General features: G+C 60.7%; 19 protein-coding genes and 1 pseudogene. 6 read left to right on the plus strand and 14 right to left on the minus strand.

Going from position 1 to position 26,726, the window contains the following annotated elements; genetic code table 11:
- Window positions 1–451: 451 nt before the first annotated feature.
- The 9 genes and pseudogenes from AC0L2X_RS29305 to AC0L2X_RS29345 all read right to left on the minus strand — a co-directional run.
- On the minus strand, window positions 452–1,516 hold the full coding sequence (locus tag AC0L2X_RS29305; protein WP_473600857.1) for a caspase family protein: 1,065 nt from the start codon (window positions 1,514–1,516) through the stop codon (window positions 452–454).
- 33 nt (window positions 1,517–1,549) lie between these two features.
- The gene (locus AC0L2X_RS29310) at window positions 1,550–4,027 is read right to left on the minus strand and encodes a GAP1-N1 domain-containing protein (RefSeq protein ID WP_473600858.1); all 2,478 of its coding nucleotides are present in this window, start codon (window positions 4,025–4,027) and stop codon (window positions 1,550–1,552) included.
- Window positions 4,028–4,045: 18 nt separating this feature from the next.
- The gene (locus tag AC0L2X_RS29315) at window positions 4,046–4,876 is read right to left on the minus strand and encodes a TRAFAC clade GTPase domain-containing protein (RefSeq protein WP_473600859.1); all 831 of its coding nucleotides are present in this window, start codon (window positions 4,874–4,876) and stop codon (window positions 4,046–4,048) included.
- Window positions 4,873–5,841 carry a TRAFAC clade GTPase domain-containing protein gene (locus AC0L2X_RS29320; RefSeq protein ID WP_473600860.1) on the minus strand — a complete coding sequence of 323 codons (969 nt, stop codon included), beginning with the start codon at window positions 5,839–5,841 and terminating at the stop codon, window positions 4,873–4,875. Before AC0L2X_RS29320 ends, AC0L2X_RS29315 begins: the two co-directional genes overlap by 4 nt.
- 3 nt (window positions 5,842–5,844) lie before the next feature.
- Window positions 5,845–7,185, minus strand: a complete 1,341-nt coding sequence (locus AC0L2X_RS29325) for a GTPase-associated system all-helical protein GASH (protein ID WP_473600861.1) — start codon at window positions 7,183–7,185, stop codon at window positions 5,845–5,847.
- 637 nt (window positions 7,186–7,822) lie between these two features.
- Window positions 7,823–9,400, minus strand: coding sequence for a hypothetical protein (locus AC0L2X_RS29330; protein ID WP_473600862.1), 1,578 nt, complete (start codon window positions 9,398–9,400; stop codon window positions 7,823–7,825).
- 160 nt (window positions 9,401–9,560) lie between these two features.
- Window positions 9,561–10,277: an AAA family ATPase gene (locus AC0L2X_RS29335; RefSeq protein ID WP_473600863.1), complete on the minus strand. Its 717-nt coding sequence runs from the start codon at window positions 10,275–10,277 to the stop codon at window positions 9,561–9,563.
- 389 nt (window positions 10,278–10,666) lie between these two features.
- Window positions 10,667–11,980: a hypothetical protein gene (locus AC0L2X_RS29340; protein WP_473600864.1), complete on the minus strand. Its 1,314-nt coding sequence runs from the start codon at window positions 11,978–11,980 to the stop codon at window positions 10,667–10,669.
- Between the two features lie 703 nt (window positions 11,981–12,683).
- A pseudogene (locus AC0L2X_RS29345) lies at window positions 12,684–13,026 on the minus strand (TrlF family AAA-like ATPase); the annotation flags it as partial.
- Between the two features lie 358 nt (window positions 13,027–13,384).
- On the opposite strand from AC0L2X_RS29345, the gene AC0L2X_RS29350 reads away from it, so the two are divergent.
- The 5 genes from AC0L2X_RS29350 to AC0L2X_RS29370 all read left to right on the plus strand — a co-directional run bounded on the left by AC0L2X_RS29350 (window position 13,385) and on the right by AC0L2X_RS29370 (window position 19,943).
- On the plus strand, window positions 13,385–14,464 hold the full coding sequence (locus AC0L2X_RS29350; protein ID WP_473600865.1) for a TatD family hydrolase: 1,080 nt from the start codon (window positions 13,385–13,387) through the stop codon (window positions 14,462–14,464).
- Between the two features lie 49 nt (window positions 14,465–14,513).
- Window positions 14,514–15,542, plus strand: coding sequence for a hypothetical protein (locus AC0L2X_RS29355; RefSeq protein WP_473600866.1), 1,029 nt, complete (start codon window positions 14,514–14,516; stop codon window positions 15,540–15,542).
- Between the two features lie 44 nt (window positions 15,543–15,586).
- Window positions 15,587–16,978 carry a Dyp-type peroxidase gene (locus AC0L2X_RS29360; RefSeq protein ID WP_473600867.1) on the plus strand — a complete coding sequence of 464 codons (1,392 nt, stop codon included), beginning with the start codon at window positions 15,587–15,589 and terminating at the stop codon, window positions 16,976–16,978.
- A 62-nt stretch (window positions 16,979–17,040) separates the two neighbouring features.
- Entirely contained in the window at window positions 17,041–18,870 is a 1,830-nt protein-coding gene (locus tag AC0L2X_RS29365; protein WP_473600868.1) for a hypothetical protein, read from the plus strand.
- Window positions 18,871–18,902: 32 nt separating this feature from the next.
- Window positions 18,903–19,943 carry a ferritin-like domain-containing protein gene (locus AC0L2X_RS29370; protein ID WP_473600869.1) on the plus strand — a complete coding sequence of 347 codons (1,041 nt, stop codon included), beginning with the start codon at window positions 18,903–18,905 and terminating at the stop codon, window positions 19,941–19,943.
- Window positions 19,944–19,952: 9 nt separating this feature from the next.
- On the opposite strand, the gene AC0L2X_RS29375 is transcribed toward AC0L2X_RS29370, so the two are convergent.
- From AC0L2X_RS29375 to AC0L2X_RS29390, 4 genes are read right to left on the minus strand one after another with little or no spacing between them, the layout of a single operon-like run.
- Window positions 19,953–20,813, minus strand: coding sequence for an EboA domain-containing protein (locus AC0L2X_RS29375; RefSeq protein WP_473600870.1), 861 nt, complete (start codon window positions 20,811–20,813; stop codon window positions 19,953–19,955).
- A 9-nt stretch (window positions 20,814–20,822) separates the two neighbouring features.
- The gene (locus AC0L2X_RS29380; protein WP_473600871.1) at window positions 20,823–21,665 is read right to left on the minus strand and encodes a UbiA family prenyltransferase; all 843 of its coding nucleotides are present in this window, start codon (window positions 21,663–21,665) and stop codon (window positions 20,823–20,825) included.
- A 26-nt stretch (window positions 21,666–21,691) separates the two neighbouring features.
- Window positions 21,692–22,894: a metabolite traffic protein EboE gene (gene eboE, locus AC0L2X_RS29385; RefSeq protein ID WP_473600872.1), complete on the minus strand. Its 1,203-nt coding sequence runs from the start codon at window positions 22,892–22,894 to the stop codon at window positions 21,692–21,694.
- A 7-nt stretch (window positions 22,895–22,901) separates the two neighbouring features.
- On the minus strand, window positions 22,902–24,086 hold the full coding sequence (locus AC0L2X_RS29390; protein ID WP_473600873.1) for a 3-dehydroquinate synthase: 1,185 nt from the start codon (window positions 24,084–24,086) through the stop codon (window positions 22,902–22,904).
- A 224-nt stretch (window positions 24,087–24,310) separates the two neighbouring features.
- On the opposite strand from AC0L2X_RS29390, the gene AC0L2X_RS29395 reads away from it, so the two are divergent.
- Window positions 24,311–25,690: an alkaline phosphatase family protein gene (locus AC0L2X_RS29395; RefSeq protein WP_473600874.1), complete on the plus strand. Its 1,380-nt coding sequence runs from the start codon at window positions 24,311–24,313 to the stop codon at window positions 25,688–25,690.
- 17 nt (window positions 25,691–25,707) lie between these two features.
- Here the strand turns inward: AC0L2X_RS29395 and AC0L2X_RS29400 are convergent, their stop codons facing one another.
- Complete coding sequence (locus AC0L2X_RS29400; protein WP_473600875.1) at window positions 25,708–26,679, minus strand: hypothetical protein; 972 nt, start codon at window positions 26,677–26,679, stop codon at window positions 25,708–25,710.
- Window positions 26,680–26,726 lie beyond the last annotated feature (47 nt).

Raw genomic sequence — 26,726 nt, forward strand, 5'->3', positions numbered from 1 at the left:
CATAGCCATCGCCTGTGGCCCGCGGGTTCCTTCCTCGGGGACTTTCGTACGCCTGCCGGCGCCCGAAACTCTTCACGACTGCGGACTGTCCTCTTTCGGCTGTGAATTGGCGAATAGCTGCCATTAGATGATGGTAGGAACCACCGCTTTCGACCCGATGTCGGATGCTTTCCTCAAGTCTGTGTCATGGTTTGATGATGTACCGCCCCCATCCTCTGTCTCTTTCCTCCAAGGCTAGTCGCCGCCGTCGATCGACAGGCTGAAGAACGGCGAGGCGATCCTGCTCGTGGTTTCCCCGAGGATATTGTCCAGCTGCGCCATTTGCTTGAGCATGTCTGCAGCTGGACTTCTGTATTCCTGCCTAAGCATGCGACTTTGGCTTGAACGCCTACCGAGCCCGAATTCGATCTTGCTGAAAATGTGGGATATCGCCGACCCCGGGCCGAGCGGATTAGCGCAACGCCTTGAGCTCGCGGTGGGCCGGGAATTCGTCCAGCGCCGCGTCGATCATGCTCTCGCGCGAAATGCTGCCGCCGCCGCCCAGGGAGATCAGGCGGAGCGCGGCGAACCACTGCGCTCGTCCGTTGCCGCTCAGCCTGAGGCGCGAGACGTCGCCGCCCGCCCGCAGCCAGATGTCCTGGTCCGTCGGGCCGAGCGGGAAGAGGTCCGGCATGATCTGCTCGAGGTCCCGGTGGCGCTGATCGACGCCCGGCGAGATCGACTTGGTGCCGCCGAGCGCGAGTGCGACGGGGAAATTCTCCTCAAGGTCGCTCGCCTTGAACACTGGGTGCTGCCTTCCCGGGACGGACTGCCTGACCGTCTCGGACACGTGGTTGAACAGGTCAAATACCCGGATGGTCCCGTCGCTGGCGGCGGTGGCAGCGCCCTTGAGGCCGGAGAGCATCGCGGTCGTGAACACGCTGTTCCGCTCGCGTCTAAGCACCAGAGACGTCTCAGTCGCGCGCGACGACGCGAGCACAACCCGGCCAGTCCCCCGCGCCAGTTGCTGCAGCGACTTCTCGTCGAACCCTCCGTCGATCCCGTCCTCCTCATCCTCGCCCAGGCCGGACTTGAGCGTGGCGGCGCCGGCGGCATGGCACGCGTCGACGACGAGGATGACCCGCGGCGCCTTGATGGCGGCGATCGCGGCGGACAGCTCGGCCTCGCCGAGCGAAGTTCCTGCGACGTCCGTGAGCTTGCAATCGTAGGGGACGAGCGCACTCGTCGCCTCGGCGCCACTGCCGATGCGCGCCCCGTGGCCCGAGAAGAAGATCGCGACGGTATCGTCGGCGGTCGCGGTCGCCGCGAGGTCGGCAAGCGCTTTGCGGATGTTTTCGAGCGTGGCCGCGTCGTCGGTGAGGACAGTGACGTTCGCCTCCCGATAGCCGCAGTACGCTGACGATTTGAGGGTCTCGGCGGTGTCGAGCGCGTCATTGAGCACAGCGGCGGGAAGACCCCCGACCGCCTCATAGTTGGCGACGCCAATGATTACCGCCCGGCCTTGGTCGAATTTCATTAAGAACTCCATCGGGTATCTTCCGCCGCCAACTCAGTTCCGGAACAGCGGGTCGTTGGCCATCAGCCTAAGGTTGGAATTCTCGGGGAAGTCGGCCCGCATCTGCTGGATCAGCCTCGAGACGCGGGGTTGCCTTCCGTTTTGGATGTCGCGGATCGCACCACGCCAACGCTCCTTGCCGGTACCGTGGTGACGAAGGTCGGCGTCCCGTCCGCCGGACCGCTCCCACAGCGCGTCCTGGTCCGGCCCGTTCGGAAAGAGCTCGGCGGCCAGCTCGGTGAGCACGTCCCACTTCTCACTGGCGCTCACGGGCGAGAGCCCGAGGAACCAGCGCTCGACCAGACCGATCAGGCCGAGGCAGTGGCGGAGCACCGGCGCGACGTCGTTCCGGCCGGCCCGGTAGATCGAGATCAGGTCGTCGACGATGTCGCTTCGTCCGCGCGATGCGAGGGCCCGTCCGAGCAGGTCGGCATCGGCCGGGGTGATCGACCGGACCGCGCGGACCGCGGTCGAGACCCACCGCCGGAAGCGCGCGTGGTCGAGCCCGCCGAGTCCGTCGATGAGGTGGAGACCTTCCGCGAGCCTCCCGGCCGCGAGGCGCAGAAGGAGCTGGTCGAGCCGCGGATCGCGGACGATCCGTTCAACCAGTTCAGGCTCGATCGTGGTGTTTTGCTGACCGGCTCCCGCGCTCGCGAACCAGCCGTCCGTCGTCGCCGCGAGCAGACGATCCCGGGTGGCCGTCGGCACCTTATCCCAGACCTTGCTCCTCCGCGGGTAAGTCGTCAGGTCTGCAAGCGGCGATGCGGACAGGAGGTGGAGGAGTTCCGCCGGCGGCCTGCCGCCGTCGATCTGCTCGTCGAGAAGCTGGTTGAACGCCTTCCGCGGGTCCTCGGGCCCACGCCACGCTCCCGTGTCAGCCTTCAGTGCTGCCACCCAGATGCGCCGGTTCGGGGCGGTCGACATGTCCCGCCTCCCCAGGAGCGTCGGGTCCTTCGCCACCGCCTCGCCCGCGATCGTGAGCACCCGTGCGTCGGGAATCGTGGCCACCGCGTCGAGGATCTCGCCAGGCTTCGCGCGGCGCATCGCGAGCCGCATCGCGGTGACGTCGGCACCCGGCTCCACGGCGCTCTGGGCGCTCGCCGCGTCCGCCGGATTCATGCTCGCGCCGACCGCGATGGCGTGCAGCCGAAAGAGCTTCTGCCTCGCGGCAGAAGCGATGATCGGCTTGGCGGTGGCGGTATCCAGGTCTGTCGGGGTCGCGGCCTCGAGCGCCTCCAGTCCCTTCCGGTCGCTCGCGACCAGCGCGACGAGCCGCGGGGAGACTCGGGGCTCGGACTTCGCCCAGCGCCAGAACCCGGCGGCAAACTGGCCACCCGTCGCAACGGCCGAGCGGTCCAGGCCCCGCCTCGCGGCCTCGCGCCAGGGTACGATGGCATCGTCGCCGATCAGCGCCTCGGCGACGATGGTCACCATGTCGGCATCGTCTGAAGGAAGATAGTTGTTTTGTTCGAACCATAGCTCGAGCGCCTGCCAGACGAGGCCGCTCGTCTCGAGACCCGGGAGCGCGAGGTTGCGCAGCGTCAGGATCTCCGATGGCTGAGCCGTCGGGAGTACTTCGACGAGACGCTCGACGATGGTGCGTTTCTCGACCTCGCCCCGCTTGGGATCCGGCGAGAGCCGCTCGATCAAACGGGCGGCCGAGACGAGCCGCGCGACGGTGTTGGGCGTCGTGGATGCGACGGCGTGCGCCTGCTCGAGCAGCTGGAGCTCCTGGAAGTCGTCAAGGTTCGCGCCGATCCTGTCGCCGAACTCCCGCAGCTCGGCGCCGTTGGCCGAGCCGTCGATCATTCCAGCGGCCCGGGGCCGCTCGGCGCCGCTCCGGCCAACGATCCGCTGCTGCTGTTGCCACCGCCCGACGAGGGAGGTTGGCGTGCAGACGATCGTCGGCTCCGGCTTTTCCACCACGTCCTTCGGGCCGAAGCTCAGCCGGAAGTAGAGCTTGCGCCGCAGGGCGGGCCATAGGCGTCCCCACAGCGCGACCATGAGCTTCTCGAAGCCGTCGGATCCGATCCGCACCACCGGGCCGGAGCCGCGGCTGACGAGCGCCCGCGCCGTATCCGCGAGATCGGATGTCATTGGCGGCATTCCCGGTACCGGAGTCACCTCGAGCGCCTCGACGGCCGCCGGCACCGCGTCAAACGACGTGATGAGGTGCGCAAGCAGCGGGCGGAGGTCGTCCAACGCAGCGATCTCGTCCAGGTCGCAGATCAGCGCGTGGGTGACTACCATGCCTGACCGGCCAACCGACGGATCGCTGAACGTCCGCGCGACAACGTACCGGTCGCGTACGGCGAACCCCGACGTGACGGGCGACCAGTCGACGCCTTGGGGCTCCGTGTCCGGCAGGTCGAGGCGCTGCGCCAGCTCGCCCGCGAGCTTGCGGTCGCCGCTCGCGTACCTGAGGGCGTGCCCAAGCTTGACGGTGCCGTAGATCGCCTGGTCGACGCGCATCCTCCGCTTCCCGTCCGCTCAGGCGCCGGCGTCGAGCAGGTGGTAGATCGGCAAGGCAAGGTCGCCGCTCTTCGTGCCGTTCGCGTCGACGACGTAGCCGAAGTGCTCGGGGCCCTTACTGGCGTATTCCATGTCGCGAGTCGTGGGGCTGAGCGGGCGTTCGAGCGCGGAGAGGCCCATGATCAGCGGCTGCCGCCAGTTCGACCGCACGAACGCCGAAACGAGCGGCAGTCGCGCTTCCAGAGCCTCCGACGGGGTATGTGCGATCCCCGCCTCGTCCCAGCAGGTGAGGAGCACACCGAGGCGTGGGAGGCGGTGCGACCTGGACGTGGACCGATGGGAGAAGATGAGCATTTGGAGCAGCTCCACCAGCCTGGCCTGGTCGGACGGATGCACCTCCCTGTTCTCGACCGAGACGCCCTTCAGACCGGCCAGTGGCTTGGAGAACATGTCGTCGCCGACGCTCGTCTGCTGGAGTCGGATGAGCAGCAGCCACGCGTCGGCCTCGTCGACGCGCTTTTGCCAAGCGTCGGGGAGTCGCCGGTTCTCGATCACGGACTTGATTTGCTCGCCGCCATATTCAGGCCAGACCAGGTCGGCCTCGCGGCCGTCTGCATCGACCACCGGCCAGACGCTGTCGACGTTGACGGACCGTGCGGTGTGACCCGCGGCCCGTCCCTCGTCGAGGCTCTCGAGCGCGGCCTCGAAGGCCTCAAGGTTGGTGGCCGCGCCGTTCATGCGCAGCGCTCCCGGGATCCGCATGAGGCGGCGGAGCAGCTGAGCCCCGTAGTGCGTCTTACCGACGCCGCTCTCGCCGACGAGGAGGATCGAGTTGGACGTCTGGCTCACGGCTTCCTGTTCCCATAGATGAACAGGGGGTCGTCGGATGTTGATGCCGGCGGCGGCAGCCGGACGCCGGGCCGTCTGACGCCAATCGCCCACTGGAGGAGCTCGACCAGCCCAGCGCCCTTGTTCAGCAGCGGATCGCCGTCGGGCGCCCCGACCACGCTGACCGAGTGCTCGACCGCGTCGGACATCGCGTCGGTGACGGCACCGCGGACGGCCTCCTCCATCTCCGGAGGAATGTCGACGTCGGACTTGGTCCAGACGAGAGCGACGGGACGGCCGCCCCGTTCGGCGCCCAGGCGCTTTGCGATGCGCTGCAGCGAGCCGCGCGCCGCGCCCATCGATTCGCCGGCGAGCGCCTCGCGGTCAGCCACGATCATGAAGGCGTCGGCGTTATCCGACACCCAGCGCGCGCCTGCCCCCTCGTCAGAATCCCTGTTGATAGCCCATCGCTGGAACCATTCGCCGGGCGCGTCGGTGAAGAGGTAGTCGACCGGCCGGTCGCCGTTCTCGTCGCGAAAGGTCAGGTGCAGGAGCCCCGGCGCCCTTCCGCCGCGACTGGTCGTGTGGGCGGGGAAGCGCGGCGGCTGGCCCGGTGCCCACCGCATCGAACCCGCGACCGCCTCCCACCCGGAGAGCGTGTAGGATCCAGCGAACAGCTGGCCCTTGGTGCCGGCCAGGCCTCGACCGAGCAGCAGGTACCATGCCGCGAGCAGAGTCGTCTTGCCAGCGTTCTGCGGCCCCACGACGCCGATGACGATGGGCTTGCCGCGCCCAGACACGAATCCTAGATCCGCGAGGCCCAACGCGCTGCCGGACCACGGCATCAGCATCTCGCCCGAGAGGTCCTCGTCGGCTGTGTCGGTCACCTTGGCGCCATGCCAGATCGGGCACTTCGACAGGTCCGTGTGGCCGAGGTCGCAGCCGGTGTCGGGTACGAAGCACGTCGCCTGCGCGCACTTCTCCACGGGTCAGCTCTTCTTCGCGGAGCGACGCTTGGCAGGCGAGGCGTCTGTCGCCGCCTTCGAGGCCTGGAGCTCTCGGAAGAGCCATCCTGCCCACGCCACCGCGTCGAGCTCGGAACTGGCCAGGACGCCGGTGAGCCGCTGGAAGTGGTCCGCGTTCCGTGCGCCGGTGTGCGCAGGGTGGCCGATCAGGGCGAGCAGTGGCCCGCGCCCGTCCGGCGCCGCCGCGAGGTTGCCGGCGGCGGCTCGGAGCGAGGCGAGTCCGTCGTGGTCCTGGGCCTCAGCGACGAGGTCACTCACGGGCCGCTTGCTGCCATCCGCTGTACCCTTCAGGCGGAGGACCGCCTCGCCCAGGAACGCCGACACGCTCGCGGGCGAGAACAGCGGGACCGTTTCGAACAGGTCGAACGCCATGAGCGCGGCGGCGACCGAGGGTGGGAGTTCACGGTAGCTCTTACCGGCCGAGGGCGAGTACAGCGCCTCGCGCCACCAGAGAAGATTGGTGCGGCGCTGGAGCCCGGCGGTGGCGGCGCTGATTGACTTTAGCGTGTCGTCAACGTAGCCGGAAACCGCTGTGGCCAACTTGCTGAAAGGCTCGGCCAAGTCCGGCTGGCTGACTTCGATCTCGGACATGGCGGCGTTGATCGCGGCGGCGATCGCCGTCCCGGACCGCTTCCCGAATTCGTAGACCCACTGCTGTTGCTGTTGAGGCCAGTGCGGATTGCCACCTGTGGCGACGCCACCTTGCTGAGGGTGGTGAGACGACGGGCCAGCGGCCGCGGTCATGCCGTTCTGCAGGTCGGTCTGGGACGCCTCGCCGATCTTGACATCTGGTACGGTTAGGGTCGGGACCTGGTACTTCATCGGCTGGACCGAGATGGTCTCCGGCGTCGCCCACTCTTCTTCCGCGCGGGCGTCGACGCGGCGCTCGACCTGCTCGACGGTGCCGATCCAGATGTCGCGCTCGTTATCGACGGGCAGGAGCGGGAGCGCGTTGCGCGCCGACGCGATGAAGCACACGCCGACGCGGTCGTCCTCTGCGGCGGCATTGACCAGCGCGTCGAGCAGAATGGCGCGGATCACCGCGATCGGCGTCGCCGCGAAAGTGTTGCGGTAGGTTGTCCACCTGTTCTGGAGCGCCGCCAGCGCCTCCTGGACCACGGGGTCATCCTCGGGCGCGTTGGGGTCGAACGCGATGAGGGAGTAGCTCAGCGCTTTAGACGGGTTCTTTTTCAGCGCGTCCCCGAGGTCCTTTGCGGCCTGCGAAAGCTTCTCTAGCTTGGTGTCGTCCCCGCCGACGTCGATCAGACCCTTGTTCAGGAACCCTTGAAGTGTGGCGTTGTCCACGCACTCATCCCCCTGTACCGATCTCACTTTGTTTTAGCGGACCGAGCGACCAAGCCAATACGGAAAATATCTTGTATTTCCAAGCTAAAAGAGGAGGATCGATTGGTTCCGGGTCGCTTATTCGGGACTCACGTCGTGTAGCATGCTGCCAGCGTGGGCCGGTAGCGAAAAGTCTAGTGTGCGGCGACCAAATTAGTCGAGCATGAGCCAATGAAGTCGGCGTGCAGGACAGTGGGCGCGCTACGCCCCTCGCTTTTCAATCTTAAGGTTGGGGAGGTCGGGTCGCCTGGATACCACACCAGCCTCCTTCAAAGCCGTATATCCTTACCTTTTTGAGGAGCTTCTCTGTTTTGGCGCGCTCCTTGTTGAGAGCACTCTCACCTTTGACTTTGGGCATCCGCTCTCCATTTGGTTCGTTGTCGTTCGCCAGCAAATAAGATTCCAGCGCTATCGTGCGAAGTCAGCTTTGAGGCTGCGGCAGAGTAGGTCAATGACCGAAATGACTGGCGGGCGTGCGACCAAATAGGGGGTTCGAGTCCACGCCGTGGGCCCCTTCAGAACAATAAAAATCAGCCACTCAAGCAATCATTTTGGTGGGGCTGCACAATGCCAGCAACAGCACCGTATTGCCCGTTTGCTACTCAAAAATCTCCGGCACCACGATCATAAGCAAGCTTTCCAACCGACGACTTGCTTCCGGGTCACCTTGCGGGCTTGGGGAAAGGATGGTGCAGTCGCCCGCACCGGGTAGGCGCTCAAAATCCACCCACGCGCCTGCAGGTGGCGGGAATACGACGAAACCGCCCATTGGGTGGCACCGAACAAGATGAGCTTCGATCGACCACCCGAGCGTTCTCCTATACATCTCGACCGTGTGCGGCTTGACGTCGAGTTTGTTGTTCTTTCCGTGATGCTTAGGACTTGCCAGGCATGCGTCGCCAACCATCAGTGACTTTCCATTCGGCGTCGTGATCCTGATTAGATAATCAGGTGAGCAACGAAGCTCCAATCCAAGAAAGGGACGCTCAGCGTCGAGTTCCTGATTGCGTGCCGCCCACTCGAGTGCAGGGACATAGCGTTCGTGCGCCGGCGGAAGTTTCTCGTAGTCGACGAACACAGGTTCCGCCTCGTAATCCAGTTCAAGAACGACATCATCTCGTTTCAGGCGCCAAGAGCAGGACTTGGCCAGATCAGCTGCATTCGTCGAATGGGAGCCAGAGAAGCCCAAACGCCGCAATTCCTTCACCAGCCAAACTGCTCCCCAGAGCTCCCACAAACTGTTGAGAAACACGGGTGGATAGTGCGACTTCGCAGATTCAACCTCGGAAAGCGTCTCGGAATAAGCTGGGGCAAAGGCACGAAGAAGTTGCCGAAGACGAAAGTCGCGCTGAAACAACGGACTAAAAGTCGTCAGTTCCAAATCGTTGCCGAGACGCGCCAGAACGCTCTTTAAATCTCCCAATCGTTGCTCAATTGGGGTGAGCTGCCTGATCTCTGCGTCGATCTTCTCCTGCCGTTTTTCAGGGTTCCGGCGGCCACCTCTCAACCGAAGCGACTTCAACTTGCTTGTGACAGCATCAGCCGAATCCCGCATCTGACTCCATCTGCGCATTGCCCAATGCGAGACGATTGCGTTCTCTGCCAGCGGAACGCCACGTCTTGACTGGGGTCCCAGCTCGCTAAACGGATCACGGCGTATCGAGTGCGCAGCGCGCAACTCCTCGTCAACCAGACGAATGAGTTCGGAGGGCATCGTTATGCCGCCGCTGTTGCTGCCGCGGCGCCATGATCGCTCGGGGCGATCGGCAAACATATCCCAGGCCGCCGCAAACCCAAGCTCGGCTTCGATATCTTCGACCATCGCTACTACGTCGCGGTAGTTTAGCAGCGCCGTTGGAATGACATAGCAACGCAACGTGCAGCTTTTCGGAGTCTTGAGCGGAAGGCTGATTTCGCCCAGACGACGCTGTCTTGCCAATTCACTTTCGAAGCTCCATCGCTGCCACTGGGTGCCGTCTTCGGCCGGCTCGGCAAGAGGGACTAGCTTCGTGTGGACGTCCTTCGCTTGCGCGACAATGCCGCGGGTCAAGATGTCGATATAGGGGGAGTCGTCGCGGACGAGATACCAGGTGTTCGGCTCCCATCGATGCTCAACACCGACACCATCCGCTCCCATCACGCGGACAACTTCAATGGTGGACCTGTCTACTGCCAAGGCGAAATGAATCCGAGACGCGCTTGCTGACGCGCCAGTTTCAGACGCCGACGTGTTCTGGGGAGTTCGTCGACGCCATCGACGACCTTCTCTAGCGCGTCCAACGCTGGTTGCAGTTGATCGAACGCTCCCGACAGCTTTACCAGGATACGGCTCGCGATTACACGGTCCACCAATTCATCCCGGTCCAACAATCCTTTGCCCTGAAGGTCCAGCCTGTGGTGCAAATTGAGCAGCGCTTTGATGTCCGAGAGCACCCGGCGAGAGGGAAGAAGGTCGTGTCGGAGTTCATGATCGTGAACCGCAAGTGCAGCGCTTGCAACACTGCATCGACCCGTGCATCGATGTTTGCGCCACCAACTGATATGGCCGGCAGGCCTGGAAGAGGAGGAATTGACGCCAGGTTCGAGAGCCCGGCTGGCCCTTCCATGTCCCACGAGACTTGCTTGAGCTCAAGAAGGAAGCACCGGTCCAGGACCTTTGGTGAGGGTGGACGCGACGAGTCATCGATGTTCAACGTGCCAAAAACGCGGCACGGAGCAATCGTTGTGTCTTGCGCGATCACGCCGTTTCCGCCGTCCAATGCATGAAAAAGCCGTGACATATAGTACTCCGGCCGTGTGAGGTTGAACTCATCAAAGAGGATCAGATGCGACAGCGTTCTCTCTTTGAGGAGGTGGCTTAAGAGGCCCGTTTCGCCAAAGAGAACGCCATCGTTTTCCCAATGCGCTTGCACGGCGACTTCGTGAAAAGTCTCGCCAATTTTCTTGCCAAGCATGCGCGCAATAAGCCGGACAAGTGTCGACTTTCCACACCCCGGAGGCCCCGCAAGGAGCACGAATGGCCGCACAGCGAGCGCGAGCAGAGCCACGACCACGTCGTCGAAGTGCAGATGGGGTTCTGCGGATTTGACAGTATCCTTGAGTGATGCCAGGGCCTGCGAAAACTCGGAGTCTGCAACGCGTTCCCCCCAATCGAAGCGGTCTTCCTCATTGGGCTTAGCTTGCGTTGAGGGTGTTAGGCCGGGCTCTGCAGCCGGTTCAGTCGGCGCGAACGATCCGGATTTGTCTTTTTTCTCTGTGCTGTTCTTCCCGATATCGCCATTGTCAGGTACGAGGTTTCGCGTGAGGCTCTGCCTTTTCGCTACCTCGGCCGCCTTGGCCTTAGCAATCGGTTGCTGAGGGCTGCGATCAAGAAAATCTGGGCGTGCTGTCTCCCGATCGTCTTTCTTTTCCGCAGTCGTGCCGGGCGCGCGACCGTCAACGTTTACCCCCCGCGCACAACACGCTCAAGTTCTTGGGCTGATGTCCAGCCGCGGTTCGCAGTCACCGCAACGATTTTGGACATGCCCAAGTCCAGAATAATGTCATTCGCACCGTCTACGGCCAATGCCTCCGAGTCCAACAGTTCATCAAACGGATCCAAAGCTGGTTCCTGACGCTTGCGGAGCATATGGGCATCGATCCAGAGATGACCCGTTTCGTCGACTTGGTTCGAATGGATTGCTGCGCGCTCGCGAATCGGATCCCATTCGAGCTCCATCTTGCCAGGCGACTCACGTACCTTCATGGCACGCAACTGACGTCCCTGCCGAGCGGACATACCCGCAGCGGGTCCTGGGACCAGCCGTGTTTTTGGCTGCGATCCTTTTGCAAGTGCGGGTAGATCTTCGATCTGACGCTTTCCGCCGTCGTCGACAAACGGATCGTTTGGATCAAGCACGATAATTTGTTGTTCGCGGTCTGCGGACTGCTTCATCCCCAGCAACAGCGGATAGGGAAGTGTCGATTCGAGCGGAGCGGTAAAAACGTCCCTGCCCTGCTCGTTCGCCTCGCGAAGGCGCGGCGGATCGTAGTTGTGCAGAATGTGGGCGAGCCCACCGACCGCTGCAGCAATTGCAAACGAGCTCCCAACCCGAAGGACCTCAGGCTGATCGCCATCAGGAAAGAGCGTCTCCATCATCGCATCCTGGAAGCCAGGGAGCAGACTTGTTCCGCCAGCCAACAAAATTGTGTCGATCAAACGATGGGCATCACTTGGACCGGTCACGCGACGCTGTTCGAAAAGGTCCTTGCTCTTGCGCTTCGCGTCCGCCGAGGACGTCTGGTTGTCGTAAAGCCGCTCACAAAGTCGTTCGAAGAGAGGGCGCAGGCCGCTCCAAAGTTCTACCGACACAGACACAAGCGTCTGTCGATCGATCGTGAGCTGCTTTTCGGACAATGGCACTTTGAAGGTAATCGCCGTTCCACCCGAGCTTGATCGAACTTTCGCGTCTTCGATTGCTCGCAACGCCGCATCGGTGACGTCGACTCCAAGGAGCTCGCAAAGGCGCTGATCGACCCAACGGCCCGCGTGACCGACGCTGTCGCCTCGAAGGGCACGAAGCCGCAGGTCACGCTGTGCCCCCTTTGAATCGGGGCTGACAATACTTTGATCACGGCGACTGAGAACCAAAGTCATATTGGTAGTCGCAGCGCCCACATCGACCACCAGGAGGACGTTGTTTCGTCCAGCTTCGAGTTCCAGGGTTCGCTTCAGGAGGCGAAAAATACTCAGCAACCATCTCCGGTTCTGGTACAACGGCTATCCCGGGAATGGCGGCCTCCACGGCACGCTTATAGCGAGTACGCGTTTTTTCGTCCGCAATGGACGGCATCAAGGCGTATTTTCGACGGGATTGATATTCCGGGGGTAGTTTTTCCAATATTTTTCTAAGGTATTCGCGAAACACCTCGTCCCGCTCCAAGTCTCGGTAAGGGGTGCGAGGATCCTTTCGATCGTATATGATCTGCCGCACCGCCTTGCTGCCGTGCAACATCCAATCCTTTATGTCATCCAGTTGGTAAACCCAGGGGGCGTCTTGGGGCGAATCCAGTTGGAGGGTCCACTGATTACGATCTTTGCTCTTCGGGTCAGCTATTATGAAGCATCGAGACGGGTAGAAGGGCTGACCCTCATATTGCAACAGGAACTGAAATGCCGTTTCGGACATATTCTTATTGCACTTTCGTGAGCATCAGATTCGACGCTGCAGGACTTAGCAGAAAACCTTACGCCAAGCCAAACCCTGAGAAGTGCTATCAACCTGAATCGAGAATGATCGCTGTTTCGTTTCGATAGGGAACCTAAACTGCAAACGGTCTGGCCAAGAAAGTGCACGGAAGGCAGGTGCTTATGTTGCCTAGGGCTCAGTCATAGATCTAGTCCTGGTCTTCAGATGGGCTCAGAACGCGTAGCCTATCCCCGGAGGCGAGACTGAGGCTCGGCAGTAGGGGAAAACTTCTTAGCGATCTAATCTGACCCGCAGCCTCCGTGCGCGCTCCCGGAAGGCTTCCTCGCCGGCCTTGAGGATGTCGCATACGGCCGCGTTTTTCCAGGCCGCCAGGCCTTATAGGTGATCGGGGAAGTCCGCCTGTTGCGCCCGGCATCGGCGACGATGATCTGATCCGCATCCGTGTTGATGACGTCATTGGCGTTGAGAGTAACTATGATCACCTGGCGTTTGGCCTTGGCGGCCAGGAACAGGGCAACGAGTTCATAGAACCCCGACTGGGGTCCAATTTCTACTCGGGCTGATCGATTACAAGGGGGCGCTTGTCCGCATCGTCCAATGCCAGATAGAGCAGGCTCGGATCAGAGAAGCAGTATTTTATGGACTGCCAGGGCGACGAGAGCCGCACCTGCGAGCCCTTCTATGGTGCGAGTGATCGCATCGAACAGGCGCGGTCGGCTCTCAACGAAATGCATCAGGCTTTCGCGGAGCGCCGGATCTGGAGGGCAGAAAGTTGGCATTCGCCGACGCCTTTCTACAGCAGGTAGAGATATATCGGGGGAAGACATTGACTCGGCCTGAGATTAGCGATGTATTTCGGCAAGTTATTTTGAATTCGGAAGTGACATTGCAACCGACTGCGTACGCGCTGGCGGACGGTTTGTTTTGCTGAGCGGGGGTCGAGGTACTTGTGAAGCATACTGGGGGTGGCAGTGGACAACGATCCGAGTAATTTTAGTGACGTATCCGGGCAGCCTGCCGACAATAAGTTCGGTTGTCCTTGTTGCGGATCACGTCTGAAATGGAAACACAACGGTTCGATCGAGGTCGAATTCGATGCTGGCGCGAACGCCATTCCGCGAACTGCTGGGACGATGTTCATTGACCCTCATGCGCATATGATATCGCGCAGCACGAATGATTACGAAGCAATGGCCCGCGCCGGCGTGGTCGCGGTCATCGAGCCATCGTTCTGGCTTGGCCAGCCGCGTACCAATCTCGGCAGCTATCTGGACTATCTCTCTGCCATTTTGGGATTTGAAAAATTTCGTGCCGGGCAATTCGGCATCCGCCATTACTGCTGCATCGGACTCAATCCGAAGGAAGCCAACAACGAAGCGCTCGCCGAGGCGGTTCTCGATGCCTTGCCCACCTTCGCGGTCAAAGAAGGAGTGGTGGCGCTCGGCGAACTCGGTTACGACGAACAAACTGCACAAGAAGACAAGTGCCTGCGAATCCAGATCGATCTTGCTATCGAACTCGATCTTCCGATTATGATCCACACGCCGCATCGCGACAAACATCACGGTACTTTGCGGACCCTGGATGTGCTGGCCGAGCACGGCTTTGATCCGGGTCATTGCGTGATCGACCACAACACCGAAGACACAGTGCGCGATGTGCTGGACCGAGGCTACTTCGCCGCTTTCTCGATCTATCCTCACACCAAGATGGGCAATGAGCGCCTCACCGAGATCGTCCGCATCTACGGGCCCGAGCGCATCATTGTCGACTCTGCTTGCGACTGGGGCGTCTCAGATCCCTTGGCGGTGCCGAAGACCGCCGCTTTGATGGCACAGCGCGGCTTAGCCAGCGAGGCGATCCGTAAGGTGACCTACGACAACGCCCTCGCTGTTTACGGGCTGTCGGGGGCGATGCAGGAAACCGACTGGACCAACCCGGAGCCGGTCGACCAGCGCAATCTGTTTCAGGGCAACAGCGTGCTGCGTGGCGGCCAGGCGCCGCGCATTGAAACACCGCAACGCTGGTCTAGCGACCTTAGAATTTCGTGACCACTTTGATCAACGACCGATCATTCGCGCTCAATCCGAGGAAACAGCCATGGCAAGCTTTGTTCAGGTACAAGAAATCCTCGACAAGCTTGTAAACTACGAAAATATAGGAATGCACGGACCGTTCTGGCGAGGTAAGTCGCGCGACGAGTTCGTAAGCCTGAGTATTTTTGGCCTCCCGATCATCTCTATCGGAGACTCGGCCGAGTCAAACCTGATCAAGGCATTTCGCGGTTTGGCCCCGTTCGGACGCAATCTTGACCCACGTCCGCCCGGTGCCCGCTTTAACCGCATGCCATCGCGGCGACCACCAGCCTCCGAGGAGGAAATCGCAACGATCGAACGCTGGATCAATTTGGGATGCCCTGAGAGCCTGCCTGATCGTCGAGAAAATAGAGAAGCGCTCCTTACAGCTTCAACAGTAGACATTGATGTGCATATTCGATTCTGGCGAGAATTCGATGATTTTTTCCTTTATAAATCCTCCGAGCAAACGAGAAAACACGTCTCTGGTTTCATGGGCGATAGCGTTCCGCTTTGGCTCGATTTTGCATTGCGAGACGGCAGCAGCGACGTCTGGACTAAACACATTGCTCAAGGACCGATTAGGGAATCGATCGACTATATTTCCAAGCATCAAGGCCGCATTGTTAAATCTTTTTATGGAAGCCCAGCTCCGTCTGCAAGCGTCTTCGATAGTTTTTGGAAATTCGGTGGAAACTTGTTACCCGACGATCCTCAGTCGAGCGGACCTACTCGGCACACGATGAATTCGCCGGCCGATTGGTTTAACTGGTCGCCATTTCTTGATTCGGTCCTTCGCATCGATGGTGCGAATCCTGATTCTCTATTGTTCTCCAGATCTTGGCATCTTGGACTGATCGCCGACGGGTTACTGCGAACAGACCGCGACCGACCGCCCAGTGACCGAATCAAGATCACAGATTTCCGTGCGGACGACCCCAATCTCTTCAGCGCGGTAGTCGCCCGCTATGAAAACGCCGATTCGTCGCGCCTGATTACAGAATTTGCGCGACGGGTTCGAGAGTCGGATGTGTTCCCACCGGTGGCGGTATAACGGGTATTTGGGCATTCAATTCTCTCGACGGAAAGAGGTGGACCGTGTCGCTACAAGATCTTCTGACGTCTTCTCTAGACACCAACCATCCCGATGCTCCCGCGTTCATGCAGCGGGTCCAGGGCAATATCCTGAAAGGTCACGATCGGCTGCATACGGCGCAGATTTTCGTCACCTTCAATGGAAACGCCCAGGCTGGCCGGGCCTGGATCTCAGGCGAGCTGTCCCGCCGCCTCACCTCGGCGAAAAAGCAAGATGAACAGATCAAGGAATACAGAGCGAAGCGCGACAAGGGCCACCCATTCGTCGCCTTTTTTCTATCCTATCACGGCTATGTCCGGCTCGGAATCGCCGACAGTGTCACGCCAGCCGACGTCTATTTTCGGTCCGGTATGAAGTCCGTACCTGCTGGTGAACGAAACGTCGTCGCAGATCCACCCCCAAGAACATGGGAGCCAAACTTCCGGGGGCGGATCGACGCGATGGTGCTTGTAGGCGACGACGATCGTGATCGGCTCGATCTGACCGTCGATGTGCTGATCAAGGAATTGGCGCCGACCAGCGAACACACGTTTGTTGAGCGCGGCGACGTTCAAAACTTTGATTTCGGCGATGGACGTGAAAACATCGAGATCGAGCACTTCGGCCATCAGGACGGCATTAGCCAACCACGTATGATCAAGGAGGACATCGACGACGAGATCGCCGAGCGGGGGGGCGCAAATTGGAATCCCGGGGCTCCGCTTTCTCTTGGATTTGTCGGGGAGCCGAACCGACCGGACGAGTTCGGCAGCTATGTGGTGTTCCGCAAGCTCGGGCAAAACGTCAAGGCGTTCCGCACTGCGCGGGACGCCCTCGCAAGCGCTCTTGGGGTTAGCGCCGATGACGCCGCTGCCTTGGCTGTTGGCCGTCATCGCAACGGCAAGCCAGTAATGCCAGCGACTGCGCCTCAGCCTGGGAAAGATGCGAACGACTTCAATTTCAAATCCGACTTGAAGGCGGCGCTGTGTCCCTATCAATCCCACGTTCGAAAGACCAACCCACGCGGAGATACAGTTGCCTTTCTGGATCAAACGGAAGAATTCGAGCGAAGCAGGCGGATACTGCGGCGCGGAATCCCGTTTGGCGAGCGGCCCGACCTACTGCCGGATTCGACGCTTCCGCCGCCCGAGTCAGGCGTCGGTCTTCTGTTCATGTGCTATCAGTCTCAGCTGATCCAGTTCGTGATTCAGCAGGAAGGTGCTGACTCCAACGACTTCGTGAAGACCGGCGTCGGACCCGATGCGACGCTTGGTAACAACGCAGCAGGCGCGGCGCAACTGTGGCCGATCAACGGCAATCCGGCAGCCAAATCGTTCCTGATGTCAAACTTCGTGACAATGCTCGGCGGCGAATACTTCTTCGCGCCAAGCGTTTCGTTTCTTGCCTCTCTATGAATTCTTGTGGTCTCGCGCCGTCGCGAGCGTCCCTGCAAGTAGCCAGAAGCGGAGATCCTTGAATGAGCTATCTGCATGCCACCCGCCTGCATTTTTCCGGCCGCTTTCGCGCCGATGTCTCGACGGTGAACAACGTTCGCCAACATTTCGACGATGACAACTTCAATCCAGACCTGCAAAAGCCCCTGAGTGGCGGCACCGACGGGAGCAACTGGCAGCCAGCCGGAACCGGCGCATGGCGGCTTCTCGATTGCCGGGTGACCAGTGGTTACCGCACTGACGGCCCATTGGCATCGACGCCAGCCGACGATATGGCCATCGGCCTCTCAGTGCGCGAATCCGGCGACCGCTCCGCAGCAAAGATCGTCGACTTGGATCCAGATCAGCAAGGCGTTTCGATGCTGTTTGGCCTGACAATCTGTCTGGTCGATGCGCACGGGCACGTGCTGATGCAAGGTGAATTCGAGCCGGCTGCCTTCTACGATTTGCGGGCGCATCGCTCCACGGGCGGCGGAGACGCGGGCCGTAGCGCCTATTTTCAATCGGTTCTGACCAATGTGACGTGGGGCGATGTCGCCAAATCGCCGTGCCTCACGCAGTTGAAGCAAACAAGTGCTGCCGAACAGCTCTCGATCCGGTTTATCACCGATGGCTATCGCACGGGTGGTCCCCTGCGCGGCTATGGCCACATCGTCGGCACCATCGGTCCCCACTTCGTGAATGAGCCGCATACCTTCATCGCCGGACGGCATCTTCAAGTGCAAACGGACGGCCCGCCGAATCCGGTCGAATTTTCCCAGTCCGACGGCATCGTAGACGCGGCGCGCCGCAAGATCCTCATCGACGTCGGGAACCTGCTGAAAGTCGACGCGAAGGGTGATTTCGCCGATATGGGCGAGATCAGCCTGGAGGTCGGCACAGGAGCGGCGGCGGCGAGCCTTGGCACGCTGAACTACAAGCCCCCCGGGACCTGTGCGGCTACAGCCGGGATATTCGAGCTCCCCAAGAACCGTCCGTTCACGGACGCTGAACTCGCTGCTGTCTTGCAGAATCCCTTGCGTATAATGGTGCGTCCGTCTGGTGCCGCGACCGCGAGCGTATTCGGCGCCGAGCGCGACGACGGTGTCTATCTCCGGGCAGAGCAATTTGTCTTTCGTGTCGCGCCGGGCGAAATTAAACACACCGATCTGATCGCGACGCGCTTCGGGACGCCGTTCGCAGAGGCAACACCGCAGGCCGCAGCATTCCCGTTTTCCCCGCAAGACAATCTGCCGCTCCCTGACATCGCTGTGAGTTCGAAGACCGATGCCGAGGGTCGTGCCCAACTGACGATCACGGGGATCGACCCGGGCAACCCGCGCAAATTTATCGATGGGTTGGTCTACGGCGTGGTTTGCTCGCTCGCGGAATCGCAGACCGATCTTGGCGTTGTCATCAATGCGGAACGAAATTTCATCAGCATATTGAACTTCGATCCGTTTCCTGAAGTCGAATCGCCGGGATGGGACGACGTTCGCAATATCTTCAAGAAGTATGGCGATCTGTATCCGCGGCCACACGGGCCAAATCCCTATGCGCCGTTCGACGGACTTCCGCCATCACGCCCCGTGGTCAATCTCGCCGACCGCGACAGCGTGATAAAATTCGCGCCTCGCATCCTGTGGGCGCTCGAGTTGCCGATCGAGCATCCGAGCCACATGCCGGTGACGCGTGACCTGTCGTTGGGGAAGCGCAAGCGCATGATCGCCTGGCTGCGCAGCCTTGGCATCAAGGGAACACCCATCCCGCCCATCGCCATGACGGCGGCAGCGACCAAGACCGGGAAACCGGTGACCCGATCGACAACCAAGTCGCCGGTCGTCGACATCCGTCTGCTGCGTCACCGTTCCTGACCGCCCCCAGATCAGAGGAAGGATTTTCCATCATGCTCCGAATCATGGCTCAGCCACTGGCGACCACCGACGACGTCCGCAATGCGTTGCAGAACGCCATCCAACTCGAACACTCGACTATTCCACCCTATCTCACGGCGATGGCGACGCTGTCCGGCAGCTCTGACTCCGTGAAATATGCGCGCGAGGTGATCCGAGACGTGGTCATCGAAGAAATGCTTCACATGACGCTCGCTTGCAACATCCTGAACGCGATCGGGGGCCACCCGGTCATCGCTGATGCCCATTTTATACCGACCTATCCGCACGAACTGCCAATGGGCGTTGCTGGTGACCTCATTGTCCACCTCAAGCGCTACTCCAAGAGCCTGATCGAAGACACATTCATGAAGATCGAGGAGCCGGAAGTCCCGCTGGAGATACCGACCAAGCCGGCGGTGGTCGCGATGGCTGCGGCTGCGCCCATAACGATCGGGCAATTCTATGCGGCCGTCCGCGCCAAGCTCGTCGCCCATCCCGAACTGTTCACCGGCGACCCAACCCTTCAGGTCGGCGGCTTCTTCTTCGATCCCGGCGAGGACATCATCGTGACCGATGTCAACTCCGCCTTGCTCGCCATCGAGACGATCGTCGAGCAAGGCGAAGGAACCCCGAAATCACCGACCGATCTGCAGAATCAAATCGCGCACTACTATCGTTTCCAGCAGCTCTCGAAGAGCATGCGCATCGTTGACGATCCATCGTCGGCACTCAAGGTCAGCTTCGATCCGAGCCAGCCGCTGGTTATCGACGACACCGTTGACGTCATCCAGATGGTGGACGATCCACCACTCGTGACCTACGACGCCGCCGACGTGCGCGCTGAGCAGCTGTCGGCCGAGGCCGATGCTTCCTATTCAAACCTTCTCCGGGCTCTGCACCAGGGGTTCAACGGAAAGCCGGACAAAGTGAACGATGCCGTTGGCACGATGTTCGAGTTCAAGACGATTCTTGGAGAATTGCTGCAGCAAAAGCTAACCGCTGGACCGAATGCGGGGCAATTTGCTGGGCCCAAGTTTAGGTACCTGCCATAACCGCTCAGACTAGCCAAGGTTATGCCAGTCGATGTTCAGGGTGCCGAGCGTGTCTTGCACCTCGCGCATCTGGTCCCGGAACGGAAGACCTGCATCCGTTTCCGGTGCGGACTGCAATGCAAGCGCAATTGCAAGGCGATCATTTTCAACGCCGGCACCCCAAGCGTGGGTCATCGCACCGATCGATTCTGCGTTCAAATAAGGCGCTATGCAACGCCAGACTTCGGGGCTGATTGGCCGGCTGGCAGCGCGGCGCTCGTGCGCCAGCGCCACCAGCATGCGCGCCAGGTTTGGATTGCAGCGCTGGTCGAGGCCTTGAATGCGCCACAGCGATGCGCCGATGAAGATCGCTTTCACCACCATCTGGTTCCAGTCGTCTTCCGCAAACACTTCGCAGGGATACGGATTGTGGTGCGCAATCGCCTCGAACACCGGCTGCATTCCGGAACGTACCGCCTCGCGGGCACGGGGTTCGATGAGTTTCGCCGCAGGGTAGACCGGAAAGCCGCGGTATACCGCAACCAGTTCGTTGATCTCGGCGGTAGCGCAGAAACGATTGAGGGTTTCAGCAAAACTGACGTCGTCGCGATAGCTCGCCACCATCAGCGCGATGCGCGCCAGTTGATCCACGGTCCAGTTGCTGGGATCAAGGCCCTTGCGCAGCGCTGCTGCACGAGACAAATCCTGCCCCCCTAGCGCGAGGCTGGCCTTGCCGAGGCGCCTTGGCGCTAGTCCAATAGCAATGCCGAGCGCGCGATCGTTTCCAGGACGTCCTACCTCATCGAGGACACCGCGAAACCAGGCAATCCCCCGGTCATCCGTCGCCCGCGAAATCCAGAGATCGGCGAGTTCGAGAAATCCTCGCTGCATCTGTTGACCTCATGTCCCCGGGATAATCTTCTGAAAAGCCCGCGTCAGCGGGTATCCGAGCGCGCAGAGCGCTACGATCAAAGCACTTCCGCCCGACCATGCGACGGCCACAGCGTCGACGAGGGAGATCGCTGCGATCAAACGGGATACGGCGAGCGGCACCGCCCCTGGGCCAGGTTTGCTGGCCAGAAGACGTATCGCCGAGGCGTCGACCGCGAGCAACAGCACGAGAGCAACAACCACTAGCCAACTGTTTGCGGTCGGCAAAGCCGCCAGCAATGGCGCGGCCAGCATCAGCAAAGGCCAGAGATGGCCTATCCGGTTGAGCTCTTCCTGCTTCGCGACATAGGTGATGCCTGCCACATGCAATGCCAGAGCCAGTGCGCCAATCAACAATGCGGTCGACACGTTTCCGGCCATTGCAACGCCAATGCCGACATAGACAAGCGCGCGACACAGACCCATGATGATCGGGCTCAGCGGGTTGCCCTTATGCCAAACGTCGTAGAGAACGATGGTTGTCGCCAGCACGGCGCCACACGCTGCCGCGGCCGGCCCGAACGGGATCATCAGCGCCACGCCTGCCATCAGCAGGCCGAAGCCAACGATGCATACTGCGCCCGCCGTGATCTCACCGGCATCGATTGGGCGGCCAGGCCGGTCGCGCGCGTCTATGGTGCGGTCGAAGAAATCGTTGAGATACATTCCGCCGACATAGAAGGTGGTCATCGCCGGCAGCAGCAGCACCAGCTGTCCCGGCCGCGTGCTGCCAGATATCGTCAATGCCGCGACGGCGTTGGTCCACACTGTCGGCAGGTTGGAGATGCGGCCGAGCCGCACCAGCGTGGACATAGCGGGTATCGGTCGGGCGAAAGCGCTCATTCGACCAGCCGTCTTGCGCAGAACGCAATCTCGCGTGCGATGTCCGCTGCCTTGGAGCCAGTGCGCCATTGCTGGGGCAGCACATCCCAAGTATAGGTTTCGACTTCCAGATGCGATGAGACATAGCCGCGACGCATCATCGCCAACACAGATTCAAGATCGGCACGCGTCGATCCAATCTCGCCGAGGTCGGCGAGGAATACCGGAACATGGCAATGGATGCGCCATTCGCCTTGGGCGCGACCGTCGCGGAACGCCGCGACAGCATCTGGGAGATCAGTATAGCGGGTCAGACCCCCGGTCCCTCGGACAATGGTCTGGTGCAGGTAGACACCATCGTTGTAGCGCATCACCGCATCGATCAATTCCATCGCCATCGCTGGTAAACGGATTGCCGCAGACAGCTGCACTTTGGGCACGGTGATACCGGCGCGGCGCAGATTGCCGAGCTCCGCAACCGGATCTTCATATTCCACCGCGCCGTGACAAACGTCGTAGCAGATGCCGAGATGACGTCGCAGCAGCGCCTCCGCACCGGCTTGGTTCACATTCGCCTCGGCAGCGAGGCTGGCGAGTATTTCGGGCTTGAGCAGAACGTTCTCGAAGAACGCGATGCTCTCCTGCGTCGTCTCCAGGAAGCAGCACGGCTCGGGTTCGAGGGCGAGCGCGATGCGCTTGCCGGTCCGCAGCTCGATCATTGCGAGGTCCGCCACCGCCAGCATTAGATTAGATGCCATCAAATCCGCAGCACCGTCTATAAATCCGTTAGGCTTGAACGCACCTGGTACCGTGGAAATGCTGCCGTCGACGCCTTCAGGCAATACGGCAGCCAGCACCGCGGCGCTGTCGGCGGTGAACTTGACTCGCGCCGCATCGCGCCAGTCCGGAAGATAGACGTCTTCCTTCACTCGCACGCCGTGAAACGGACCAAACGGAAATGCGTTGATGGTGAAGACATAGGCTCCAAGCCGGCTCAGCTGCTCGCGGAAAGCGGCAAGCGCATCGGGTTCTCGTGCTCGCGCCGCCGCTTCGCCGGACAACCTCAAGCCAATCCCAAGCGGGCGATCAGGCGCTACCGTGGCTTTGATCAATGGGACGTGCAGGTCAAGGCTGGCGACGATATCGGGCCAGCTTTCCCCCGCATGAATGTTGGTGCAGTAGGTCAGGTGCACGTCGCCTGGAAGTCCGTCGAGCTTCATATGCCCCTCATGCCTGTTCCGCGAGCCATGCGATGCTGTCGCCAATAAGTGCCGGGTTCATCGCGTGTACCTCGATGCCGCGGCCGATGCCCGCCAGCTGCGTGATGGTGAGTTCGCCGCCGAGATGTTCGCGAAAATCCGCAAGCCCCTGCAGCAAGGATAGCCGGCCTTGCGAATCCGTTTGTTTCAGAGCGTCGTGCCAGAGCACAAAGCCCAATTGCTTGAGCAGACGAAGTATGCGCTCATCTTCGGGCTTAGCGAGCAAACCAGACATCATCGAGTAGCGCGCGTCTAGCGCAAGGCCGATAGCGACGGCTTCGCCGTGGCTGATCGCGTTCTTGGTCAGTTGCTCCAGCTTGTGCGCCGACCAGTGGCCGAAATCCAGTGGACGCGCCGATCCCGATTCGAACGGATCACCGCCAGCACCGATCTGGCGCATATGCAATTCCGCAGAACCCTTGATCAGTCGATTCAGGTGCGGCGGCGAAAATCGCGCCAGGGCAGCGGCGTTGTCCTCAAGCCACAGGAAAAAATCGTGATCGCGGATCAGCGCCACTTTGACCGCTTCCGCCATGCCAGCCCGTTTTTCACACGGCGGTAGTGTCTCGAGGAAATCGCTATCGTTAATGATCGCCCATGGCGGGGCGAAAGTGCCGATCAAGTTCTTGAGCCCTCGCGAATTGACGGCGTTCTTGACGCCAACACCGCTGTCACACTGCGCCAAAACCGTGGTTGGAAAGCGGATGTGACGGACTCCGCGGTGAAAGATAGACGCGGCATAGCCGACGGCATCGAGCACGGCGCCGCCACCGATCGCTATGGCATATGAATGCCGGTCGATCGCGAGCTCCGACAATTGCGAGAGCAAACGCGGAACAACTTCCGGATCGTTCTTGCAGGTTTCGCCACCGGCAACCACGACTGGAACGCCGATCATCTCGGCATGGGGCGCGTGCGCCTTGGCATAGGCAGCAATTTGGCCGGCGAGATCCGGATTCGACGAAATCACCCTATCATCGACGAAGACGGCGAAGCGGTGCCGTTTGCCAGCTTCACGACGGGTAAGGACATCGGCCAGACAGCGGTTGTCTTGACCAAACGCACCCTGGGTGAAGACCACTGGATAGTCATAGGCGACGCTAAACGACTGCAACCGAACATCATCTACTCGGCTGGACGATTGATCGAGCATGACGTTCTTCCTCACGCGACATCCCTATTCCCGAACCGGCCACCGAATAGACACATACCGAAGGCGCTTGCCTAGCGTGAGGCGCCATGTTTCAACTGAAGGGTGCCATTTCGTTAGCCGGTTTGGCAAGTCCGAGCGCGGTCTTCGCGCCGCGGGAGAGACCGTGAATACTTCGGTCCTACTGCGAAGACGACAGCATATGGCTTGATCCAGGAGTCCGGCGATTGAAACCTCTGTTGGCGATGATCGTAGTCGGGCTTACGTCACGAAATCTGGAGGTCCATATGCCGCGGCTTTCGGCGCTTGCGCGCAGCGGCGCCACGACCTCGCTGCAAACAGTAATGCCGGCGGTGACCTGCAGCGTACAAGCCACTTTCATGACTGGGCTCACGCCTGCCCATCACGGTGTTGTCGGCAACGGTTGGTTGTTCCGCGACCAGATGGAAATCCAGTTCTGGCGGCAGTCCAACCGGCTGGTCGGCGGCGAAAAGGTCTGGGAAACCGGCAAGCGCCGCGACCCGGCCTTCACTTGCGCCAACATGTTCTGGTGGTACAACATGGCCTCCAGCCACGAGATTGGTGCTACGCCGCGGCCGATATACAAGGCCGACGGGCGCAAATTGCCAGATTGCTACACTGTACCGGCAAGCTTGCGGGATCAACTTAAGGAACGGCTGGGTCCGTTTCCGCTATTTCAGTTCTGGGGGCCGGCGACCTCCATAGCCTCGACGCGTTGGATCGCGGATGCTACGAAGCTGGTGATGACTGAAAGCGATCCAACGCTTACTCTCGTTTACCTTCCGCATCTCGATTACGATCTGCAGCGCTTCGGGCCGGACACGACTCATCCAGCAGTTCAGAAGTCGTTGACCGAGATTGATGCCGTCGCCGGCGAGTTGATCGATGCAGCACAGACCTCCGGGCGCTCGGTCGTGGTGCTGTCTGAATATGGTGTCACCAGCGTCGACCGCCCGATACACATTAACCGCGCGCTGCGCGAGGCTGGCTTGCTATCGGTGCGCGAGGAGGATGGCGGCGAATTGCTCGACCCGATGACGTCGAAAGCTTTTGCGGTGGCCGACCATCAGATTGCGCATGTCTATGTGGCCGACGCGCTGCTGCTGCCGAAGGTTCGGGCATTGCTCACCGAATTGCCCGGCGTCGAGCAGGTCTATGGCGCGGACGACAAGTCAGTGATCGGCCTCGACCACGCACGTTCCGGCGAACTGGTGGCCATCGCAGATGCACGATCGTGGTTCAGCTATTATTACTGGACGGACGACTTCCGCGCGCCCGATTTCGCCCGCACGGTCGAGATTCACCGCAAGCCCGGCTATGATCCAGTCGAACTTTTTCTCGATCCCGCAATCGTCATGCCGAAACTGGCGATCGGCAAACGCCTGGCATTGCGCAAATTGGGCTTCCGGGCTCTGATGGACGTTATCCCGCTCAACGCCTCGCTGGTGCGGGGGTCGCATGGCCGCATCACAGACAACCGTGAGTATGGCCCGCTGATCATAAGCGACCGGCCGGATCTGCTGCGTGGCGACACGCTCGTGGCGACCGACGTCAAGTCGCTAATGCTCGATGCGATCTTCAATTAAGCCGACCGACCTCGTCCCTAGTGCTTAACATCTCCCCAGGTAGACGCGCGAGGGGTTTTGGTCAGTTCGACCGCTTCGGCAGGCGGGTTGAACAGTTGGCAGGCCTGCAGCTTGTTAGCGTCCAGCTTGCTGACGAGATCCCAGGTTGCTTTCGGGTCAGGCTTAACCATCGCGAAGTTGGTATAGTTCTGGCTCACGAACGGCGCGTTTGCCGGCGGCAGCGGATAACCGGAGAAGTAGAATGACTGCGGATGCCTGAAGGGCTTTGCTGATCTATCGATGCGATCCGGCATTGCCTTGCTCATGAAGCCATAGCCGAACATGATCGCTTGATCCGCGGTGCGGTCAGGACTAACGCCGACCTGGATCGGCTTGCCTGTGGCCGGATCCACCCAAAACGAGTAGCCCTGAATAGCGTTTTTGAGCTGCTTGCTGTCGCTGGCACTATAGGGCAGATGGCGGATGAAGTCCCTGCGCGGAGCATGGTTGACTGGCGAGAACAAGCAGACTGGCGGCATGCCTTTCGGCCGATCTGACTCGTAGGTGACAAAGAAGGCGACATCGCCCAGAGAGATGAATGAACAGGTGAACTGATTGGAAATCGGAAAGATCGGCAAACACCGCTTTTCGTAGTGTTCCATCATCGCGTCCTGGCCCGTCGGGCCGCTCCAGGTGCTATCGTAGTAGCTCGCACCCTTCGAAATCTCATAGTCCTGTCCGGCCTTAAGCGCCGGCGGCGGCGCCACGTCATAAGGCGGAGGATACTGAGAGGCATTGTTGAATACGCGGTACATGTTCCAATCCGACGACCAATATTCCGGATAAAGTGGATCCGTCGGCTCGCCCGGTGCGCGAGTATAGGCGCAGTCTGCATTGGCGCACGGACTGTCCGATGGTGGATTGTGCACACCGTAAGTCTGATAGACGTTGTCGGGTTGATCAGCCGCAAAGGCGCATTGGGCCGACAAGCCCACCACAATAGTGATCATATTTCCAATAATATTACGGGCCCTCAAGTATGATCTGAGCATTGATC

The organism is Mesorhizobium sp. WSM4828 (genome assembly GCF_055811175.1).

Coding starts and splice junctions, on each gene's coding strand:
- AC0L2X_RS29305 (WP_473600857.1), bottom strand. CDS start 1,516: ATGAAATTCGACCAAGGCCGGGCGGTAATCATTGGCGTCGCCAACTAT.
- AC0L2X_RS29310 (WP_473600858.1), bottom strand. CDS start 4,027: ATGCGCGTCGACCAGGCGATCTACGGCACCGTCAAGCTTGGGCACGCC.
- AC0L2X_RS29355 (WP_473600866.1), top strand. CDS start 14,514: ATGGCAAGCTTTGTTCAGGTACAAGAAATCCTCGACAAGCTTGTAAAC.
- AC0L2X_RS29365 (WP_473600868.1), top strand. CDS start 17,041: ATGAGCTATCTGCATGCCACCCGCCTGCATTTTTCCGGCCGCTTTCGC.
- AC0L2X_RS29370 (WP_473600869.1), top strand. CDS start 18,903: ATGCTCCGAATCATGGCTCAGCCACTGGCGACCACCGACGACGTCCGC.
- AC0L2X_RS29375 (WP_473600870.1), bottom strand. CDS start 20,813: ATGCAGCGAGGATTTCTCGAACTCGCCGATCTCTGGATTTCGCGGGCG.
- AC0L2X_RS29380 (WP_473600871.1), bottom strand. CDS start 21,665: ATGTCCACGCTGGTGCGGCTCGGCCGCATCTCCAACCTGCCGACAGTG.
- eboE (WP_473600872.1), bottom strand. CDS start 22,894: ATGAAGCTCGACGGACTTCCAGGCGACGTGCACCTGACCTACTGCACC.
- AC0L2X_RS29390 (WP_473600873.1), bottom strand. CDS start 24,086: ATGCTCGATCAATCGTCCAGCCGAGTAGATGATGTTCGGTTGCAGTCG.
- AC0L2X_RS29400 (WP_473600875.1), bottom strand. CDS start 26,679: ATGATCACTATTGTGGTGGGCTTGTCGGCCCAATGCGCCTTTGCGGCT.